This is a genomic window from Nocardiopsis yanglingensis, from assembly GCF_045809185.1.
GTDB lineage: Bacteria > Pseudomonadota > Gammaproteobacteria > Xanthomonadales > Xanthomonadaceae > Stenotrophomonas > Stenotrophomonas yanglingensis.
Genome location: NZ_JBJNRH010000005.1, coordinates 98,787 through 114,395, shown reverse-complemented (window position 1 = coordinate 114,395; position 15,609 = coordinate 98,787). Strand labels below are relative to the sequence as shown.

Sequence of the window (15,609 nt, the reverse complement as noted above, 5' to 3'; positions counted from 1 at the left end):
ACCGGCCGATGACTTCCATACGCGCCGTCGCCCCGACCCTGCAGGCCGACGCACTGGAAAAGGGCTTCATGTCCGGCGATGTACAGGTGCCGGTGCTGCGCGGCCTGTCGCTGGACATCTATCCCGGTGAACTGACGCTGGTGTCGGGCCCCTCCGGCTGCGGCAAGAGCACGCTGCTGTCGCTGCTGTCCGGCCTGTCGTCGCCCGATGGCGGCCGCGTGCACGCACTCGGCCAGGATGTGGGCCACATGACGCGCAGCGAAGTGGAGCGCTTCCGCCTGCACCATGTCGGCTTCGTGTTCCAGGGCTTCAACCTGTTCCCGGCGCTGACCGCGCTGGAGCAGGTGCAGTTGCCGCTGGGTTACCGCGGCATGAGCAATCGCGAAAGCGAACCGCTGGCCCGCAGGGCACTTGAAGAGGTGGGCCTCAGCCACCGCAGCCACATGCGACCGGCGCAGCTGTCCGGCGGTGAGAAGCAGCGTGTGGCCGTTGCCCGCGCCTTCGCCAAGTCGCCGACGCTGATCTTCGCCGACGAACCCACCAGCGCGCTGGATGCCGAGAACGGCCAGCGCGTGATCGACATCCTGCATCGCTACGCACGTGCGCATGGCGCCACCGTGCTGTGCGTGAGCCACGATCCGCGCCTGATCCGGCATGCCGATCGGGTGATCGCCATGGAAGACGGCATGGTCCGTGATGACCGCCGCCAGAACGAAACTGTAGAGTCCGCCCAATGATCAAGACGTCGCACCTGCTTTCCTTCAGCCTGGCCCTGTCCGCGGCACTGCTGCTCGGCGCCTGTTCCAAGGACGCCCCTGCCCAAGCACCTGCAGGTAAAGCCAGCGCTGCCACCGCCGGCAAGGTCGCGGTGGCGCGCGGGATCATCGACGTCGAGGGTGGCCTGATCGCGCTGGCGCCGCCCGTGGATGGCTCGATCACCGCCGCGCCGGTGAAGGAGGGCGCCACGGTGAAGAAGGGACAGTTGCTGCTGTCGCTGGATGGAGCCCTGCTGCAGCAGGAGGTGGCGATGGCCACCGCCGATCTCGCTTTGGCCAATGACCGCCTGAAGGGCAGCCAGGCGCAGCTGCGCGAACTGGAGCGCAATGCGACTCGCCTGTCCACCGGCGCCAGCGAAGGCGTGTCGTCCAACCAGCAGGCCGATGCAGCCAAGCAGCAACTGGCCGGTGTGCGCGCCGATGTCGACGTGGCCGGTGCGCAGGTCGACATGGCCCAGCACAAGCTGGAGCACGCCAGACTGAAATTGCAGCAGATGTCGCTGAGCGCGCCGGAAGCCGGTACCGTGGTCGGCCAGGTGCCGGGCCTTGGCGCATTCGTGCAGGCGGGCAAGCCGGCGATCTCGCTGCTGCCGGCGCGTCCGCTGCAGGTGCGTGCAGAACTGAGTGCCGCCTACGCCGATGCCGTGCAGGTGGGCATGAAGGCCACCGTCGTGCCGGACAGCGATGGTGCCGAGAACACCAGCACGCTGCCGTCTGCACGCGTGGTGCGCATCAGCCCGGTGTTCGCGCAGGCACGCCTGCCCGAAGATGCCGGGCGTGGCGTGGCCAAGGTGGTGGAGTGTGTGCTGGAGTTCGACGGCGAGGCCAAGGCCCGCTTCGGCCAGCACGTGCGGGTGGAGTTCCGGAAGTAGGGCGCGGGCCTCAGTTCTCGAGCCAACGTCGCAGGCTAGGCCAAAGCGAGGCCGGCACAACCACGAGCAGTGCAAGCAGCAGGAGGGCGCTCATGCCGAGCAGCCAGAGCATATGCACGGCACGCACGGGTGATTGATGCATGGAAATCGCGCCCCAATAGGCCGTCCAGGCAAGCCACGGAAGGATGCCGAGCAGCATCCGCAGCCACAGGCAGCGGAACCGCCATGGCTGCACAGCCAGGCACAGCACTGTCATTTCCACGAGGACGATCAGCGCGAACGTGATCACCGAGCCGATGGGGTAGGGCAGCGTCCCGGACTCGGTGTAAGGCCGCTGCCAATGATCCGGCTGGAATCCGGCATGGATGAGCGCAGCAACCAGCAGCAGCCAGATGAGTGATACGAACAGCCAGAAGGCAGGGACGGCACGGAATGCGATGGGCAGGGGCACGATTCAAGCGCGCGTCGCTGGCGGATCCTCAACATTCAGCTATCGGCGTACTGCAATCCATGCAAGAGATCCGAAAATGAAACGGTGAAGGCCTCGGATCCAATGGCTTACGGAGCCGCGTTCCGGGCCTTCTTCCTGCGGGAAAGGCTTTTAAGGACACTGACCAGCGACACCACGCACAGCGCCAGCAGCAGCCCAACGTCCAGCAGCAGCAACCACAGCAGATGCATGCCGTGCACCGGCGGCTGATGCATGGCCGACAGCATCCACGGTACCGACCACGCCAGCAGCAGAACGAAGGCAATCAACAGGCGCAGCCACAGCCGCTTCAGTTTCCACGGCCGCACGATCAAGGCGGCCACTACCAGCTCCACCGTTCCCAGCAACGCGAACACGATGACGGTGCTGGTCGGGTAGGACAGTTCGGCGCCTTCCAAGCGGTGCAGCAACCAGTAGTCCGGGGTGAAGCCGGCATTGACCAGTGCGGCGATCAGCGCCAGCCAGGTCAACGCGACCAGCAGCCAAAACAGACGGACGTAGCGTCTAGGCATCGGCGGTGTCCGTGGTGGCGGGCAGGCGGTTGCGTGATGCATACCACGCGGATGTGACGATCGCGGCCAGTGCCAGCAGGCCGGGCCCGACGGTGAAGTACAGCAGGCGCAGCGGGTGGTTGTGCATCAGCGTCCAGCTGGCGAACGCCAAGGGGATCGCCAGCACCAACAGCTTGGCGAACAGCGGACGCAACACCGCGATCAGCGGCTGGACGCCGATGAACAGATAGAACAGATGGAACTGGGCGATGCCCAAGCCGATGTCGCGATGCGAGGTGAAGCCGAAATTGTCGCGGTACCAGTTTATTCCCAGCGGAATCAGTGCCCAGTACAGCAGCGCTACCACCAGGTGCAGCAGCAGGGCGATCAACAGGGGCTTGCCGCGAAGGAACATGGGCGCACGGGGCTGGGCGGGGCAGCGTACCCCAGTGCGGACGCCCGTGACCGCATGATGTGAAGACTGTTGACGGCGTGAAGGAATTTGGACACAATAGCGCTCCTTCGACGCAGGTCGAACGGAATCTGCGGGAATAGCTCAGTTGGTAGAGCGCAACCTTGCCAAGGTTGAGGTCGCGAGTTCGAGTCTCGTTTCCCGCTCCAGATTCTACAGGGCCCCGGTAGGGGCCTTGTTTTTCTCCCGCCACGGCAAGGCGGGGCACGTTGGGCCACAAGGCTTTACGCGCAGTCAGAAAGGTGAAATCGCTGGTGTGTGTTCCGGATTTCCGGTACCATGTCGGCTTACGCGGGAATAGCTCAGTTGGTAGAGCGCAACCTTGCCAAGGTTGAGGTCGCGAGTTCGAGTCTCGTTTCCCGCTCCATGTTCCGACAGGCCCCATCATGGGGTTTTGTCTTGTCAGGGCCCTGTTCCTGGCGCGCAGTACGTTGGCCTCATGGCAGAGTGGCTATGCACCGGATTGCAAATCCGTTTACAGCGGTTCGATTCCGCTTGAGGCCTCCAATTGAAAAGCCCTGACTCCGGTCAGGGCTTTTTTGTTTGTCCGCTGCCAGCACCTGCCCGGATCAATATTTACTACAGCCTGGCCAACGCCTGCATCGTGGCCTGCGTCAGCGGCTGGGGCAGGGCATCCAGCGCGAACCAGCCCAGGCCGGTCTGCACCCCCTGCTCCTGGATGGATGCCTCGGCGCCGGCAGGTGTCCGAGCCTCGAAGATCGGCGCAACCCAGTGCTGCGCAAGCGCCGGCTCGAAATGATCGGCGACGCACAGCAGGCGCAGCGGCGTCACTTCCAACGCCGTCTCCTCGCGGACTTCGCGGACCACGGCAGCCTCCACCGTTTCCATCCAGTCGACTTTGCCGCCGGGCAGGCCCCAGTGCCCGCGCTCCGGATCGCGTCCGCGCTGGATCAGCAGGATGCGGCCGTCGGCATCACGGACGACGGCGCCGCATCCAACGCGGGGAATCTGCAGTTCAGTCATGGCGGAGAATGAAGAAGGGGCTGACTTCATTCTTGCATGCACGCCGTATCAGGCGAACCCGCGCTAGGCTGGGCACCTGTGCATCAACAAGCTCACAGGTGTGTCGCATGCTTATCCGGCAACTCAGCGCTGACGATGCCGACATTCTCTGGCAGGCACGATTGCAGGCGCTTCGCGAGTCGCCCGCTGCGTTCCTGTCCACGCTGGCCGAGGCACAGAATGACTCGGCGGATGTGATGCGCGCCCAGCTTGCTGATCCTGGTACGCGCTACTTCGGCACATTCGTTGACGGCATGCTGGCGGGCTTCCTGCGCTATGTGCGTCCGGCGCGGTTGGCGCGGCGGCACACGGCGGAGATCCACAGCGTCCATGTTGACGCAGCCCATCGTGGACACGGCATCGCCCGTCAACTGTTCCTTGCGGCATTCGCGGCGGCACGCGCGGATGGCATCGAGTCGCTCACGCTCACGGTGCTGGCAGACAACGCTGCCGCGCGTGGACTGTACGAATCGTTGGAATTTACCGAATTCGGCATCGAGCCGCGCGCGGTGAAGCGCGACGGCTGCTATGTGGACATGGTGTCGTACTGGATTTCAGTGACCAGCCACCCATCATCGCCGGCACCTTGAATCACCGCCTCTACGCCGGGTCATGTGCCGGCGTCTGTGCGCGGAAGTTGCGCCCGACTGGTTCACCCACGCCCAGGTAGTGGCGGAACAGATAGATCAACGGTTTCCAGTGGGCGACATCGATGTGCTGGGTGCCTGCATGGGTGATCGCTTCATGCGCATGCACGCAGCGGATGCGGCCTTCGACGATCACGAAGTGCTGGCCATCGTCATCATTGGGTGCGTGCATCGCCATCACCGTGACTTCCACCTGCAGCGGGCATTCGGCAATCGTAGCGGGTGCCACCTGTGCTGACGGTACGGCGGTAAAGCCGCCCAGCGCGAACTTGTCATGCACATGCACGTAGCCCATCGCCTGCTTGGCATCGGGAACCGGATCGCGGCCGGTCGCACGCGCGATGGCCTCGACCTGGGCCGCCTGCGCAGAGGATGGGAAGTTCAGTACGCATTCGTTGCGCAGCTGCAGGTTGCGATAGCCCTGACCCTGCACGCCGAGGCCCAGCACCACCCGGTTGCCCAAGGCCCAGAACGAAGACAACGGACTGATGTTGCTGCTGCCGTCGTCGTTCAGCGTGGTCATCAGCAGCACAGGCGTGCCCGGGTACAGGACCGAAGGGGTGATGCGGCGGCGGGGAATCGGAGCGGATTTCATGGCAGGCCTTGCACTATCGGGGTGGCCACTGTGCCGTGGCAGCGGGTGCCGACGCTTCGGCCTGCATCGAACTGTCTGCCCGCAACGGCGTGCCACAATGCCGGCATGGTCCATACCTCTGGTTCCCTTGTCAGCGTCGGTGCCCTGGTTGGCGACCAGGCGCGCGCATCCATGCTGCTGCAGTTGATGGACGGACGTGCGTACACCGCGATGGAGCTGGCACGGGTGGCCGGGGTGACGCCGCAGACGGCGAGCACGCACCTGCGCAGGCTGGTCGAGGGCGATCTGCTGGTCGCTGTCGCGCAGGGGCGACACCGCTACCACCGGCTGGCCTCGCACGAGGTTGCCGACATGCTGGAGGGCATCCTGCGCGTTGCCGACCGCACCCCGTCCTGCACCGCTGCGGCATCACGCAGCATGCCGGCGTTGCGCCAGGCGCGTTCCTGCTACCGGCATCTGGCCGGCGTGCATGCGGTGGCGATCACCGACAGCTTGTTGCAGGCCGGACACCTGGTACCGCACCAGGCGCATTGGCAGGTGAGTGTGGAGGGCGCAATGTTCCTGCAGGAGCTCGGCCAGCCGCTGTCTGAGCTGTTGCGGCTTCCCGTGACGGTCAAGCCTGCGCGCTACTGCCGGGGATGCCTGGACTGCACCGAGCGGCGCCCGCATCTGGCTGGACTGGTCGGCGAGGCGATGCTGGACAGCTTCGTGAAGAACGATTGGCTTCGGCGGGTTGAGGGCCGGCGCGAGCTGCGCCTGACGCAACTCGGGCGCGAAGCGCTGTGGAAGCGGTTCGGCTTGGCGACGTAAGGGCCCTTCCAGTCTCATTCGCCCACGACATGGCAAGGCGCTATGGTCGAGTTCCAAGTCTTAGGGAGCTGCAATGGCGAGCAAGGACATGAACGATCGCGGCACGCTGGCGGTACGCCGGCAATGAGCAAATCTTCTGTGGAAGTACGTTGGCTGACGTTCCGGCTGATGAACGGTCAGTCGATCGGGCCGGATCGGCTGAAGGATGGCTGGGTGGTCGCCTCGGAGACCCGCCACTGTGGCGTGCGGCGCGAGGCCATCGAAGGCGCCGGCGTGGTCTACGCGCTGTATGCACCGGCCAATCTGGCCTCACCGCGCCGCGCGGAAATGCGCATGCGCGAATTCCTGATGAGTTCCGGCTACACCTTCACCATGGGCACGCTGGGCGGCTGACGCTGCCCGTTGCGATTACGGGCGTACGGTCAGCGCCTGGCCGAGTGTTCCGATCGGGCCGCGCGCATCATGCAGCACGGTGCTGGTCAGGCCGATGCCCTGGCGGCCGAACGACACCGACGTGTCGAAACCCAGCCACTCGCCTTCGGGCATGCCGAACAGGTGAGCGGTGAGGTCCAGGTTCGGGAAGGCAACCTCCTTCGGATCGGCGCGTACTGCCATGCCGTTGGACAGGTCGAACAGCGTGGCGGCACGGGCCAAGGGGCTGACCGCCTCGCCGTCCAGCAGCGCGTGCTTCGCGCGTGCCCAGTAGGTGGCCCGTCCAGGTCCCTGGTCGTGCCGGCGGATCTCGATGCTCTGGATGAACCCGCCTGGCCACACCGTACCCGGATTCCACGCGGGCATCGACTCCGGTGGTGCGATGGCGGCGATGGGCGTGCCGGCGATGGCCTGCGTATCGTTCGGGCGCATCAGCCACGCGCGTACACGCAGCGCCGGACGATCGTCATGGCGCAGCGTGGCTTCGACCAGTTCGATGGTGCGACCACCTCGCAGCACCTGCACCTCAGCCTCCATCGCTTCGATCGGGATGGTGCCGAGGATGTCGTAGGACAGGCGCGCGATCAGGAAGCCATGGCCACGCGCCGCAGCGTCGCGTTCCAGGTGGTGGGCCAGCAACCCGATCGCCGGTGCGATGTGCTGCTCGCGGATGTTCCAGGCGCCGCCGGTATGTTCGGTCGGCAGGTAGCGGGTGTCGCTCAGTCGTTCGAAGAAGGCCATCGGATGCGTTGCTTCAGCGGGAAAAGAGGCGGCAGGATGGCTGCCGGCCTCTGCATCCTAAGCGGTCGGCAATGGCATGCGCTGCGCCAACGCGGTCAATTGTGCCTGCGCGCGGGCCATCCCCTGTTCGATGCCGTGCGGGCGGATGTCCATGCCTTCGGCGTAGACGAAATCAACCTCGGTGATGCCGATCAGGCCCAGCACCGACTGCAGGTAGGGCGTCACCGTGTCGGTGCCCTGGCCGACATGCACGCCGCCGCGCGGGCTGAACACCACCGCTTCCACGCCCTGGACCAGGCCCTGCGGCCAGGTGTCGGTGTAGCGGAAGGTCACGCGCGCTCGGGCGACCAGGTCGAACCAGTTCTTCAGCGGCGTCGGTACGTTGAGGTTGTACATCGGCGCGGCGATCAGCAGCAGGTCGCTGTCCATCAGCTCGCCGATCAGCGCATCGGACAGCGCGATGGCCTGTCGTGCGCGCGGCCCCGGGGTCTCTGCACCGCGCAGGGCGTGGAAGATCTCCTCATCCAGCACCGGCAGTTCCAGTGCGGTGAGGTCGCGCACGGTGACGGCGTCATCGAAGCCCTGCGCGGCACGCTCGGCGAGGAAACGATTGATCAGGCCGGCGCTGCGCGAGGCGGTGCCGTTGAGGCTGGAGTGGAGGACAAGCACCTTGCTCATGGCGGGAAGTCGATCTGCGCGAAAGGGGAGGGTGCCCACTCTAGACTTTAAAAACTTCGCCAGTGGCGCTATTTTTTCCTTCCATTGGTTCCTGGTTGGATACATTATGGCATTGTCCGATCTCAACGGTATCGACGTGTTCGTGGCCACGGTGCAGGCCGGCAACTTCGCGCAGGCGGCCGAAACGCTGCAGGTCACCCGCTCAGCGGTGGCCAAGAGCATTGCGCGGCTGGAAGCCCGCCTCGGCACCCCGTTGTTCCTGCGCACCACGCGCAGCCAGCAGTTGACCGAAGCCGGGGCGCTCTACTACCAGCATTGCCTGCGAGCGCTGGAGGAAATCCGTGCAGGCGAGGCCGCGCTCGAGGGCGGGCGCACCCAGGTTGCCGGTCGCCTGCGCGTGTCCCTGCCGGTGTTGTTCGGCCACCTGTGCATCGCACCGATCCTGCTTGAGCTGGCCCGCCAGCATCCGGCGCTGGCGCTGGACCTGCAGTTCAATGATCGTACGGTCGACCTGCGCGAGGAGGGCATCGACCTGGCGATCCGCATTGGCGCATTGCCGGACAGCAGCGATCTGGTGGCGCGGCCGCTGGGCGAACACCGCATGGCGATCTGCGCCTCGCCGGCGTTCATGGCCGGGCGCGAGCTGCCGCACACCGTCGACGCACTGCGTGGGCTGGAGGCGGTGGCCTACAGCCGCCGCGGCCAGGTGATGGAATGGAAGATGCGGGTGGATGGCGAGCCGCAGGTGTTGAAGCCGGATGCACGCGTGCAGATGGACGATCTGCAGGGCGTGGCTGATGCGGCCGTGGCAGGGCTGGGTGTGGCTTGGCTACCGTACTGGCTGGTGCGCGATGCCCTGCAGCAGGGGCGGTTGCTGGAAGTTCTTCCGGCTGCCTCCAGTGCGATCTATCCGATCCATGCGGTGTGGCCGTGGGTGCCGCACCTGCCGCTGAAGACGCGGGTGGCGGTGGACGCATTGCTGCAGCAATTGCCGGCGCGCCTGCTGGAGGTGGAGGCCGGACGCACCGGTGAGCGTTGAGCCGGCTCCCGAAGGAGCCGGCTGGATGCCGGTCAGGGCGACGGGCAGTCCGTTTCGCGGCACAGCTTGTACTCGGCCAGACACTGCTCGGAGGTCTTGCCCAGCGGTCCATGTGATGTACGCAGGCACTGCTCGTACTTCAGCGTGCAGAACTCGCAGGATCCTGCGGCGAAGGCCAGGCCGGTTACGGCCATGCCAAGGAACATCACGGTCTTCAAGGTCGTCTTGATCATCACGTCAGTCCTTTGTGTGCCCTTCAATGGGCGGGGCTACCATAGCAGTCCTTCCATCGCGGCCTTGACGCACCGCGACACGCGTTGTGCTCACCGCCGTGCAGCCTTCAAAGCCTCGACCACGTCGGCTTCAGAGAAGCCGCAATGCCCTTCGCCTGCCGCAGGCAGCACCCGTGGCAACGGCCGTGCGCCGGCATGCGCCGCCAGCTGCGGATACACCGTCTGCATGTGCGGCACGATGGTGGGGTCGTTGTTGTTGAACTGGATCACCAGCGGTCGTTTCAACGCGCCGCTCAGTGCCAGCTTGGCGCGGACATCGGCCTGTGCAGCGGGCACCGCGTCGAGACGCTGCACGCCGGCATTGAACGCCGTGTCGTCGCCGAAGCCGCGGTAGACCACGCCCCTGTTGCCCACCGGCATGCCGCCGCTACGTGTCGCCAGTTCGTGCAGGACCAGTGCATGCAGGCTGATCGTACCGGCCAGCGCATCCGGAGCAACCTGCAGCCGCCTGGCCAGCACCTCGGCATGCTGGGGATTCTGCTGCAGCGCGCCGGCGATGCCTTGATAGAGCGCTCCCTGCGGCAACGCGGCTGCTTCGCGCGAGGCCAGTCCACTGGCCGGCAGGCCTTCCGCATTGGGGAAGAAGTAATCGAAGGCGACCAGCGTGGTCAGCAGGTCGGCGGCGATCTGTTCGCCACTGAGGTTGGCACCGCAGAGCGAGACGCCACCGGCGTAGTGCTGCGGGTAGCGCTCGAGGCTGGCGAGTGTCACCGCGCCGCCCATCGAGAATCCGAGCAGCCAGGTGTGGTGCACGCGCTTGAGTTCGCCCAGCGCATGCTGGCGCAGGCGTTCCATGTCGTTGATCGCATCGGCCACGGCCCAGCCCTGGCTGGCATAGGCGCTCTGCGCGACGGCGTAGCCTGCGGCCAGCAGCGTTGCAGTGCTGTCATTGGCGGTCATCGGCGTAGTGCGTGGCACGCCCACCGGCTCGTAGCCGTGCGCCAGCATCACCAGGTCGCCGTTCCAGTCAGCCGGCACGTCCAGGCGCCAGGGGGCACCCTGCAGTTCACCGCTGAGCATGCGTGGTGCAGTGGGTGGCGCAGCCAGCAGCGATGCCGCAGGCAGCAGAAGGGCGAGGGCGAGGGCGCATCGAAGCAAGGGGCGCATCGTGGTCATTCCATCCGGGAATGGCGCCGAGCATAGATGCCTGCGAATTGTTGCGCGCGCTGCACTGCCGCAGGGGATTGCCGGCCAGCCATGCCGCGCTCTACGCTGGCGGCATGGCCCTGCAAACCACCGCGTCGATTATCCGCATTCCCCACGGGAAGGCGGGGTAGCGCGCGGTCGTCACGGCCCTGCAACCCGCCCGGGAAGGCGGGTTGCATACGGCGCTCTTCCGGGTATTGGAATCCACCGAGGAGAACGCAGATGTACCCTCTTTCGTCGACCCGCGACGCCCCGACCCTGCACCTGGTGTGCGGCAAGATCGGCGCCGGAAAGTCCACTCTGTCGCAGCAGTTGGTAGCGCAGCCGTGCCACGTGCTGATCAGCGAGGACGCTTGGCTGGCGGCGCTGTATCCCGACCAGATCCATTCCGTCGCCGACTACCTGCGGCGCGCGGCAGCACTGCGCGCTGCGCTGACGCAGCATGTCCGCGCGATCCTGCAGGCCGGCGTCTCCGTCGTGCTCGACGTTCCGTTCAACACGCCCGCCGCCCGTGCCTGGGGCCGCGAACTGTTCGAGTCGGCCGGCGTTGCCCATCAGCTGCATTTTCTCGATGCTCCCGACGCCGTCTGCAAGGCGCGGTTGCGTGCCCGCAATGCACGCGGTGAGCACCCGTTCCAGGCCAGCGATGAAGCCTTCGAGCAGATCACCCGCCACTTCGTGGCACCTGCGCCGGAGGAGGGCTTCGTGGTGATCCGTCATGCACAAGATGCGTGAGGGCGCGGAGAGGGCGCCGTTCAGTCGACCATTAAGGTGGCGATTCCGATACGATCTGTCGCATTGAGCCCGCCTCGCTTGACCCGGAGTCCCGTCATGGTCGATCGTCTCGCCATCCTGCTCGAACGCTTCTCGGTCACCGCTTCGGTGTTCCATGCCGGCGCGCTGTGCGGCATCAACACCCTGCAGGGGGAGGATGAGGCCGGCCAGCTGCATCTGGTGCGGCGCGGCCCGCTGCAGGTCAGCCATGGCCAGCAGACTGTGCAGGTCGAGGTGCCCAGCCTGCTGCTGTATCCGCGGCCGATGCCGCACCGCTTCAGTACCGACCCGCAGCACGGCGCCGACATGGCCTGCGCCAACCTGCATTTCGAAGGTGGTCCGCTCAATCCGATCAGCGCGGCACTGCCGGATTTCATCTGCCTGCCGCTGGCGGATCTGTATGGCGGCCACGCGGCGCTGGAACTGCTGTTCGAAGAGGCGTTCGAGCAGCGCTGCGGGCGGGCGGCGATGGTCAACCGGCTGTTCGAGGTGGTGATGATCCAGGTGCTGCGCCAGCTGATGGAAGGGGGCGAGATGCGCGGCGGCCTGTTCGCCGGGCTGGGTCATCCGAGGCTGCGGCTGGCATTGGTGGCGATGCATGAAGCGCCCGCACAGTCCTGGACCCTGGAAGACCTGGCCGAGGTTGCCGGCATGTCACGCAGCGTGTTCGCCGCCAGCTTCCGCGAGGCGATGGGCACCACGCCGGGCCAGTACCTGCAGGGCTGGCGGGTCGGGCTTGCGCAGCAGGCGCTGCGGCAGGGCAGGCCGCTGAAGCGTATTGCCGATGATGTGGGCTATGGCAGCGAAGCGGCGCTGTCGCGCGCGTTCAAGGCGCACACCGGGCAGTCGCCGCGGGAGTGGCGCGGACAGGCACGCGCGGGCGCGGCCTGAGCCTCAGCCCAGCACCAGCCGGGCCAGCCTCATGCCACCGAACAGACCGGCCAGGCCCAGCGCCACCGAGCCACCGGCATACAGTGCCGCCAGACCATGCTGGCCACGCTGCAGCAGCAGGCCGATCTCCAGCGCGTAGGTGGAAAACGTGGTGTAGCCGCCCAGGATGCCGGTGGCCAGCAACAGGCGCAGCTGTGGCGAGGCGCCATTGCGCATGGCGAAGACCTCGACTACCACGCCCATCAGCAGCGCACCGCTGATGTTGATCAGGAAGGTCGACCAGGGCCAGGGGCTGCCGACCGCCACCCGCGCGCCGATCAGGTTGCAGGCGTGGCGCAGGCAGGCGCCGATGCCACCGCCGACGAAGACCAGAAAATAATTGTTCAATGCTTGCATGGCGTGCCTCGAATGCGGGTTCGCAGGGTCAATGGCGAACGCCGAGGGCAGGCACGACCTGCCGTCGACGAACACCGGGTTCGTCCTGGCAGGAGCCATCAGCCTTCTCAGGCGGTTATCGGGGGAGCCCCATCCCCATCGCGGTCCATGCTACCAGCGGCAGTGCATTCACGTCATCGAGGTCGTCAGAACGCGAGCCACCTTGCTGCGGCTGAAGCCATCCATCAGCAGTTCGAACGCGAGCAGATCCAGCGCCGCATGCCGGCGGTGGTCGATCTCCAGCCCGTTCTCGGCCACCAGATGGCTGACCAGCTCATAGGCGTCCTGCCAGACATCCAGATGGGCCTGGCTGGGGATGTAGGCGCTGCCAGGCTCACCGACGCCGAGCCCGCTGACCCCGTACAGCAGCTCGCGTGCGTCCAGCTTGGCCGCATCGGCGATGCGGAACAGCTGTTCGGCCTTAACGTGCGAGGCACTCACATGGTCGTTGAGCCAGTTGCTGATGGTTGCTGTCGTTGATTTGGCGGCGCGTGCCAGATCTGCCGGGCGTGGGTGCCCGGCTTTCTTCATGGCTGCCGCGAGTCGTTGGCCGAGAGTATTCATCTATGCAAGCCAGCTTAACGCGTGGATTGCGAAGAAGCCTTGTCGCAAGAATCAGTCTGGTTAACAGAAGGACCGACCGTGACCGAATTCTGGAGCAAGCGGCAGGTGCGCACCCGGCTGGGATTCCGCACCGACGCCGAACTGGCACGCTTCTTTGGCATAAGCCGTTCCGCGGTGTCGCAATGGCCGAGGGACTTTCCGATCCCGGCCCTGCGACAGTTCATCCTGCATCAGCGCTACCCGAATCTGTTCCCCGCGACTGAAGCAACGGGACGCGAATCCATCTGAACTGCGCCGCCTTTTGTCGCATACAGCACGCTTAGCGCCATTTGCTAAGTATGCTTAGCGAAATAGGCAGATTCGATGAATCGGGTGGATCCGATCAGTCTCTTCAACTGGAAGTGGGAGTCTGGGAGCTGTGCGGCATGTCGGGTTCAACCCATCCGGGACGGCCGGGGGGCCGTATGTAGTTTCGTGAACGATTAATAATTTCGATCACGAAAGTCGCTGCATGTAATTGACCTGTCGTGAAATCTATGACTAATTGGCATCAACCGGGCGTGAAGCCTGGGAGTCTTTCAGTAGCACGCAAGTGAGTCGGTAGACCGTCAACAATGCAGAACAAGTCCAACGCAGGTCGTATGGAATACGGCATGCATGGCTTGGCTGAACGGGTACGCCGCGAACTGGAAGCCAGTTATCACAAACACGGATGCGGTCCGGCGTTCTGGGATACCTACCAGCAGGTGCTGGACCGCCTGGTCCCGCAGGGGACCGAGCGTACCGAAGTCACCAACGAAATGGCGCTGATCATCGAGCAGTTGGGCATCGTGCGACGTGCGCAGCTGGTTCCGCCGCACGCCAGCGGGCCGCGTTGATTCAGAGCAGGCGCCAGACGCCGCAGGCAAGCAGCGCCAGCAGCATCGACAGCAGGGCCAGGGTACGTGGTCGCCACCAGCGCCGCGTTTGTCCGGCCATCGCCTGCGGACTGCAGTAACGCACCAGCCCCGGACCGAAACCGGCCCGGTGCTGTTGTTGTGCGCAGGCTTCCAGGCAGGCGCCGCAGGCCAGGCAATCGGCCTGCGGCCCCTGGCGGATGTCCAGCTGCATTGGGCAGGCGCTGACACAAGCAGCGCAGTCGGTGCAGTCACCGAGGCGATCGGCGCTGAAGGTCGGCATGGGTCCGGCCAGCAGCGGATGCGCAGCACGGAACACGTAGTCCTGCGCAGTTGTTGGATCGAGCAGGCCACGACCGCGACCGAGCACGCCGCCCAGACCGGATGGACGCGGTCCGCGTGGCTCGCCGCGGCGGGCGTCGTACAGCATGCGCGGTGTATGCGGATCGGTCAGCAATGGCTGCATGCGTGCGAACGGGCACAACGAACGGCAGACCTGCTCGCGCAGGAAGCCGGCATTGCCCCAGGTCGCGGCCGCATAGAACAGCACCCAAAAGGTTTCCCAGCGGCTCCAGCCGGCGTGGGGCGCAGCGGTCACCAGTTCGGCGATGGGGCTGAACAGGCCGACGAAGGTGATCCCGGTCCATAGCGACAACAGCCCCCAGGCCAGCTGGGTGGCCGGGCGCGCAGCCGAGGCGGGAAGCAACCGGGACGCGGCACGGGCGATCCCGTCGAAGGCCCGGCGCCACAGGGTCTGCGGGCAGGCGTGGCCGCACCAGATGCGCCCGGCGACGTGGGTGAGCAGCGCAAGGCCCACCGCAAGCACCGCCAGCAGTCCGATCAGCACACCGACGTCGTTGGGCCACAACGTCCAGCCGAACAGGTCGAAGCGCCGGGCATTGATGTCCAGCAGCAACGCCTGGCGTCCGTCCCAGCGCAACCACGGCAGCGCGTAGAACAGGGCCAGCAGAACAGCGTTGAGTGTGCCGCGCCAGTGCCAGGGGCGCGGTGTCGTTGTGCAGGGCGTGCTCATCCCAGCGGCAGCTCGTCGTCGTCGTCGTCGTCGCTCGGCATCGGTCGTTGCAGATGCCAGGTGACCGCGCTGGACAGCGCCGTTACCGTCCAGAACATGAAGAAGCCTGCGGTATAGCCCAGCTCGCGGCTGATGGCCGTGTCCGGGAAGCTGATCGCCTGCAGGCGCAACGGATCGACGAAGGCGAAGAACACCACGCTGGCCACGCCGGCGGCGATGAAGCTGGGCCAGAGGATGGCGCCCCAATGCTGTATCAGCCGCTGGCGGCGGCTGGGAGAGGGTCTGTTCATGCTGTCCCGGATCGGAAAGTGGGCGGCGCGTATACTTCGCCAAGGCTGGCGCAGCATCCGCAGGGCATGCTTCCTGCAAGCGTGCCAGCCTAGGTGCAGCGGACTGCGCCGACATTGATCTGGATCAACGGCGCTGCCGCCTGGGTGCGGCACACTGCCGGCACGCTTTGGGTACCCTGATGAACGCAACACCGCCGCCTGTCCTCCCCGTCGCCTCGTCC

The 15,609-nt window shown here is 65.8% G+C and carries 23 protein-coding genes, 3 tRNA genes and 1 riboswitch; of the genes, 13 read left to right on the top strand and 13 right to left on the bottom strand.

Features of this window, described 5'->3' with window-relative positions:
- Positions 1-8: 8 nt before the first annotated feature.
- Both ACJ7C5_RS09545 and ACJ7C5_RS09540 read left to right on the top strand, forming a co-directional pair.
- Complete coding sequence (locus ACJ7C5_RS09545) at positions 9-737, top strand: ABC transporter ATP-binding protein (protein WP_412703745.1); 729 nt, start codon at positions 9-11, stop codon at positions 735-737.
- A complete protein-coding gene (locus tag ACJ7C5_RS09540) occupies positions 734-1,648 on the top strand; it encodes an HlyD family secretion protein (RefSeq protein ID WP_412703744.1) in 915 nt (304 codons plus the stop codon). Before ACJ7C5_RS09545 ends, ACJ7C5_RS09540 begins: the two co-directional genes overlap by 4 nt.
- Positions 1,649-1,658: 10 nt before the next feature.
- Here ACJ7C5_RS09540 and ACJ7C5_RS09535 read toward each other — a convergent pair whose 3' ends face one another.
- From ACJ7C5_RS09535 to ACJ7C5_RS09525, 3 genes are all read right to left on the bottom strand, one after another.
- Entirely contained in the window at positions 1,659-2,099 is a 441-nt protein-coding gene (locus ACJ7C5_RS09535) for a hypothetical protein (RefSeq protein WP_412703743.1), read from the bottom strand.
- A gap of 107 nt (positions 2,100-2,206) precedes the next feature.
- Positions 2,207-2,650 carry a hypothetical protein gene (locus tag ACJ7C5_RS09530; RefSeq protein ID WP_412703742.1) on the bottom strand — a complete coding sequence of 148 codons (444 nt, stop codon included), beginning with the start codon at positions 2,648-2,650 and terminating at the stop codon, positions 2,207-2,209.
- Entirely contained in the window at positions 2,643-3,044 is a 402-nt protein-coding gene (locus tag ACJ7C5_RS09525; protein WP_412703741.1) for a hypothetical protein, read from the bottom strand. The genes ACJ7C5_RS09530 and ACJ7C5_RS09525 overlap by 8 nt, the downstream gene beginning before the upstream one ends.
- A gap of 130 nt (positions 3,045-3,174) precedes the next feature.
- Between ACJ7C5_RS09525 and ACJ7C5_RS09520 the strand changes: the two genes are divergently transcribed.
- The 3 genes from ACJ7C5_RS09520 to ACJ7C5_RS09510 all read left to right on the top strand — a co-directional run bounded on the left by ACJ7C5_RS09520 (position 3,175) and on the right by ACJ7C5_RS09510 (position 3,608).
- Positions 3,175-3,250 (top strand) — tRNA-Gly (locus ACJ7C5_RS09520).
- A 142-nt stretch (positions 3,251-3,392) separates the two neighbouring features.
- Positions 3,393-3,468, top strand: a tRNA-Gly gene (locus tag ACJ7C5_RS09515).
- Between the two features lie 66 nt (positions 3,469-3,534).
- Positions 3,535-3,608 (top strand) — tRNA-Cys (locus ACJ7C5_RS09510).
- Between the two features lie 72 nt (positions 3,609-3,680).
- Here ACJ7C5_RS09510 and ACJ7C5_RS09505 read toward each other — a convergent pair.
- On the bottom strand, positions 3,681-4,085 hold the full coding sequence (locus tag ACJ7C5_RS09505) for an NUDIX hydrolase (RefSeq protein WP_412703740.1): 405 nt from the start codon (positions 4,083-4,085) through the stop codon (positions 3,681-3,683).
- Positions 4,086-4,192: 107 nt separating this feature from the next.
- Between ACJ7C5_RS09505 and ACJ7C5_RS09500 the strand changes: the two genes are divergently transcribed.
- On the top strand, positions 4,193-4,714 hold the full coding sequence (locus ACJ7C5_RS09500; protein ID WP_412703739.1) for a GNAT family N-acetyltransferase: 522 nt from the start codon (positions 4,193-4,195) through the stop codon (positions 4,712-4,714).
- Between the two features lie 10 nt (positions 4,715-4,724).
- Here ACJ7C5_RS09500 and ACJ7C5_RS09495 read toward each other — a convergent pair whose 3' ends face one another.
- Complete coding sequence (locus ACJ7C5_RS09495; RefSeq protein WP_088025570.1) at positions 4,725-5,366, bottom strand: flavin reductase family protein; 642 nt, start codon at positions 5,364-5,366, stop codon at positions 4,725-4,727.
- Between the two features lie 105 nt (positions 5,367-5,471).
- Between ACJ7C5_RS09495 and ACJ7C5_RS09490 the strand changes: the two genes are divergently transcribed.
- Positions 5,472-6,176: an ArsR/SmtB family transcription factor gene (locus ACJ7C5_RS09490; RefSeq protein ID WP_412703805.1), complete on the top strand. Its 705-nt coding sequence runs from the start codon at positions 5,472-5,474 to the stop codon at positions 6,174-6,176.
- A 123-nt stretch (positions 6,177-6,299) separates the two neighbouring features.
- Entirely contained in the window at positions 6,300-6,569 is a 270-nt protein-coding gene (locus ACJ7C5_RS09485; protein ID WP_088025572.1) for a hypothetical protein, read from the top strand.
- Positions 6,570-6,584: 15 nt separating this feature from the next.
- Here ACJ7C5_RS09485 and ACJ7C5_RS09480 read toward each other — a convergent pair whose 3' ends face one another.
- Both ACJ7C5_RS09480 and ACJ7C5_RS09475 read right to left on the bottom strand, forming a co-directional pair.
- Entirely contained in the window at positions 6,585-7,349 is a 765-nt protein-coding gene (locus tag ACJ7C5_RS09480; RefSeq protein ID WP_094000089.1) for a thioesterase family protein, read from the bottom strand.
- A gap of 57 nt (positions 7,350-7,406) precedes the next feature.
- Positions 7,407-8,027 (bottom strand): FMN-dependent NADH-azoreductase, encoded by a 621-nt coding sequence (locus ACJ7C5_RS09475; protein WP_412703738.1) that lies wholly within the window; start codon positions 8,025-8,027, stop codon positions 7,407-7,409.
- A gap of 106 nt (positions 8,028-8,133) precedes the next feature.
- Between ACJ7C5_RS09475 and ACJ7C5_RS09470 the strand changes: the two genes are divergently transcribed.
- Positions 8,134-9,066: a LysR family transcriptional regulator gene (locus ACJ7C5_RS09470; RefSeq protein WP_097049140.1), complete on the top strand. Its 933-nt coding sequence runs from the start codon at positions 8,134-8,136 to the stop codon at positions 9,064-9,066.
- Between the two features lie 32 nt (positions 9,067-9,098).
- Here ACJ7C5_RS09470 and ACJ7C5_RS09465 read toward each other — a convergent pair whose 3' ends face one another.
- Both ACJ7C5_RS09465 and ACJ7C5_RS09460 read right to left on the bottom strand, forming a co-directional pair.
- Positions 9,099-9,299, bottom strand: a complete 201-nt coding sequence (locus ACJ7C5_RS09465; RefSeq protein WP_088025576.1) for a hypothetical protein — start codon at positions 9,297-9,299, stop codon at positions 9,099-9,101.
- Between the two features lie 90 nt (positions 9,300-9,389).
- The gene (locus ACJ7C5_RS09460; protein ID WP_412703737.1) at positions 9,390-10,466 is read right to left on the bottom strand and encodes an alpha/beta hydrolase; all 1,077 of its coding nucleotides are present in this window, start codon (positions 10,464-10,466) and stop codon (positions 9,390-9,392) included.
- A 261-nt stretch (positions 10,467-10,727) separates the two neighbouring features.
- Here ACJ7C5_RS09460 and ACJ7C5_RS09455 point away from each other — a divergent pair, with 261 nt between their 5' ends.
- Positions 10,728-11,240, top strand: a complete 513-nt coding sequence (locus ACJ7C5_RS09455; protein WP_097049137.1) for a P-loop nucleotide/nucleoside kinase family protein — start codon at positions 10,728-10,730, stop codon at positions 11,238-11,240.
- Between the two features lie 96 nt (positions 11,241-11,336).
- A complete protein-coding gene (locus tag ACJ7C5_RS09450) occupies positions 11,337-12,170 on the top strand; it encodes an AraC family transcriptional regulator (protein ID WP_412703736.1) in 834 nt (277 codons plus the stop codon).
- A gap of 3 nt (positions 12,171-12,173) precedes the next feature.
- On the opposite strand, the gene crcB is transcribed toward ACJ7C5_RS09450, so the two are convergent.
- Positions 12,174-12,566 carry a fluoride efflux transporter CrcB gene (crcB, locus tag ACJ7C5_RS09445; RefSeq protein WP_125432070.1) on the bottom strand — a complete coding sequence of 131 codons (393 nt, stop codon included), beginning with the start codon at positions 12,564-12,566 and terminating at the stop codon, positions 12,174-12,176.
- An 82-nt stretch (positions 12,567-12,648) separates the two neighbouring features.
- Positions 12,649-12,712, bottom strand: a riboswitch (Fluoride riboswitch).
- 22 nt (positions 12,713-12,734) lie between these two features.
- A complete protein-coding gene (locus ACJ7C5_RS09440; RefSeq protein WP_010486043.1) occupies positions 12,735-13,136 on the bottom strand; it encodes a transcriptional regulator in 402 nt (133 codons plus the stop codon).
- A gap of 111 nt (positions 13,137-13,247) precedes the next feature.
- Between ACJ7C5_RS09440 and ACJ7C5_RS09435 the strand changes: the two genes are divergently transcribed.
- Both ACJ7C5_RS09435 and ACJ7C5_RS09430 read left to right on the top strand, forming a co-directional pair.
- Positions 13,248-13,457, top strand: a complete 210-nt coding sequence (locus tag ACJ7C5_RS09435; protein ID WP_088025581.1) for a helix-turn-helix domain-containing protein — start codon at positions 13,248-13,250, stop codon at positions 13,455-13,457.
- Positions 13,458-13,822: 365 nt separating this feature from the next.
- A complete protein-coding gene (locus ACJ7C5_RS09430) occupies positions 13,823-14,047 on the top strand; it encodes a hypothetical protein (protein WP_412703735.1) in 225 nt (74 codons plus the stop codon).
- A gap of 1 nt (position 14,048) precedes the next feature.
- Here the strand turns inward: ACJ7C5_RS09430 and ACJ7C5_RS09425 are convergent, their stop codons facing one another.
- Positions 14,049-15,098 (bottom strand): 4Fe-4S dicluster domain-containing protein, encoded by a 1,050-nt coding sequence (locus ACJ7C5_RS09425; RefSeq protein WP_088025583.1) that lies wholly within the window; start codon positions 15,096-15,098, stop codon positions 14,049-14,051.
- Positions 15,095-15,388 carry a hypothetical protein gene (locus ACJ7C5_RS09420; RefSeq protein WP_412703734.1) on the bottom strand — a complete coding sequence of 98 codons (294 nt, stop codon included), beginning with the start codon at positions 15,386-15,388 and terminating at the stop codon, positions 15,095-15,097. The genes ACJ7C5_RS09425 and ACJ7C5_RS09420 overlap by 4 nt, the downstream gene beginning before the upstream one ends.
- Positions 15,389-15,609: the final 221 nt, after the last annotated feature.

What these genes read in the sequence shown, in the direction of transcription:
- ACJ7C5_RS09430 (WP_412703735.1), top strand. Translation starts at nt 13,823, where the DNA reads ATGCATGGCTTGGCTGAACGGGTACGCCGCGAACTGGAAGCCAGTTAT.
- ACJ7C5_RS09530 (WP_412703742.1), bottom strand. Translation starts at nt 2,650, where the DNA reads ATGCCTAGACGCTACGTCCGTCTGTTTTGGCTGCTGGTCGCGTTGACC.
- ACJ7C5_RS09425 (WP_088025583.1), bottom strand. Translation starts at nt 15,098, where the DNA reads ATGAGCACGCCCTGCACAACGACACCGCGCCCCTGGCACTGGCGCGGC.
- ACJ7C5_RS09455 (WP_097049137.1), top strand. Translation starts at nt 10,728, where the DNA reads ATGTACCCTCTTTCGTCGACCCGCGACGCCCCGACCCTGCACCTGGTG.
- ACJ7C5_RS09420 (WP_412703734.1), bottom strand. Translation starts at nt 15,388, where the DNA reads ATGAACAGACCCTCTCCCAGCCGCCGCCAGCGGCTGATACAGCATTGG.
- ACJ7C5_RS09540 (WP_412703744.1), top strand. Translation starts at nt 734, where the DNA reads ATGATCAAGACGTCGCACCTGCTTTCCTTCAGCCTGGCCCTGTCCGCG.
- ACJ7C5_RS09505 (WP_412703740.1), bottom strand. Translation starts at nt 4,085, where the DNA reads ATGACTGAACTGCAGATTCCCCGCGTTGGATGCGGCGCCGTCGTCCGT.
- ACJ7C5_RS09470 (WP_097049140.1), top strand. Translation starts at nt 8,134, where the DNA reads ATGGCATTGTCCGATCTCAACGGTATCGACGTGTTCGTGGCCACGGTG.
- ACJ7C5_RS09440 (WP_010486043.1), bottom strand. Translation starts at nt 13,136, where the DNA reads ATGAAGAAAGCCGGGCACCCACGCCCGGCAGATCTGGCACGCGCCGCC.
- ACJ7C5_RS09465 (WP_088025576.1), bottom strand. Translation starts at nt 9,299, where the DNA reads ATGATCAAGACGACCTTGAAGACCGTGATGTTCCTTGGCATGGCCGTA.
- ACJ7C5_RS09500 (WP_412703739.1), top strand. Translation starts at nt 4,193, where the DNA reads ATGCTTATCCGGCAACTCAGCGCTGACGATGCCGACATTCTCTGGCAG.
- crcB (WP_125432070.1), bottom strand. Translation starts at nt 12,566, where the DNA reads ATGCAAGCATTGAACAATTATTTTCTGGTCTTCGTCGGCGGTGGCATC.
- ACJ7C5_RS09525 (WP_412703741.1), bottom strand. Translation starts at nt 3,044, where the DNA reads ATGTTCCTTCGCGGCAAGCCCCTGTTGATCGCCCTGCTGCTGCACCTG.
- ACJ7C5_RS09475 (WP_412703738.1), bottom strand. Translation starts at nt 8,027, where the DNA reads ATGAGCAAGGTGCTTGTCCTCCACTCCAGCCTCAACGGCACCGCCTCG.
- ACJ7C5_RS09545 (WP_412703745.1), top strand. Translation starts at nt 9, where the DNA reads ATGACTTCCATACGCGCCGTCGCCCCGACCCTGCAGGCCGACGCACTG.
- ACJ7C5_RS09490 (WP_412703805.1), top strand. Translation starts at nt 5,472, where the DNA reads ATGGTCCATACCTCTGGTTCCCTTGTCAGCGTCGGTGCCCTGGTTGGC.
- ACJ7C5_RS09460 (WP_412703737.1), bottom strand. Translation starts at nt 10,466, where the DNA reads ATGCGCCCCTTGCTTCGATGCGCCCTCGCCCTCGCCCTTCTGCTGCCT.
- ACJ7C5_RS09480 (WP_094000089.1), bottom strand. Translation starts at nt 7,349, where the DNA reads ATGGCCTTCTTCGAACGACTGAGCGACACCCGCTACCTGCCGACCGAA.
- ACJ7C5_RS09450 (WP_412703736.1), top strand. Translation starts at nt 11,337, where the DNA reads ATGGTCGATCGTCTCGCCATCCTGCTCGAACGCTTCTCGGTCACCGCT.
- ACJ7C5_RS09495 (WP_088025570.1), bottom strand. Translation starts at nt 5,366, where the DNA reads ATGAAATCCGCTCCGATTCCCCGCCGCCGCATCACCCCTTCGGTCCTG.
- ACJ7C5_RS09485 (WP_088025572.1), top strand. Translation starts at nt 6,300, where the DNA reads ATGAGCAAATCTTCTGTGGAAGTACGTTGGCTGACGTTCCGGCTGATG.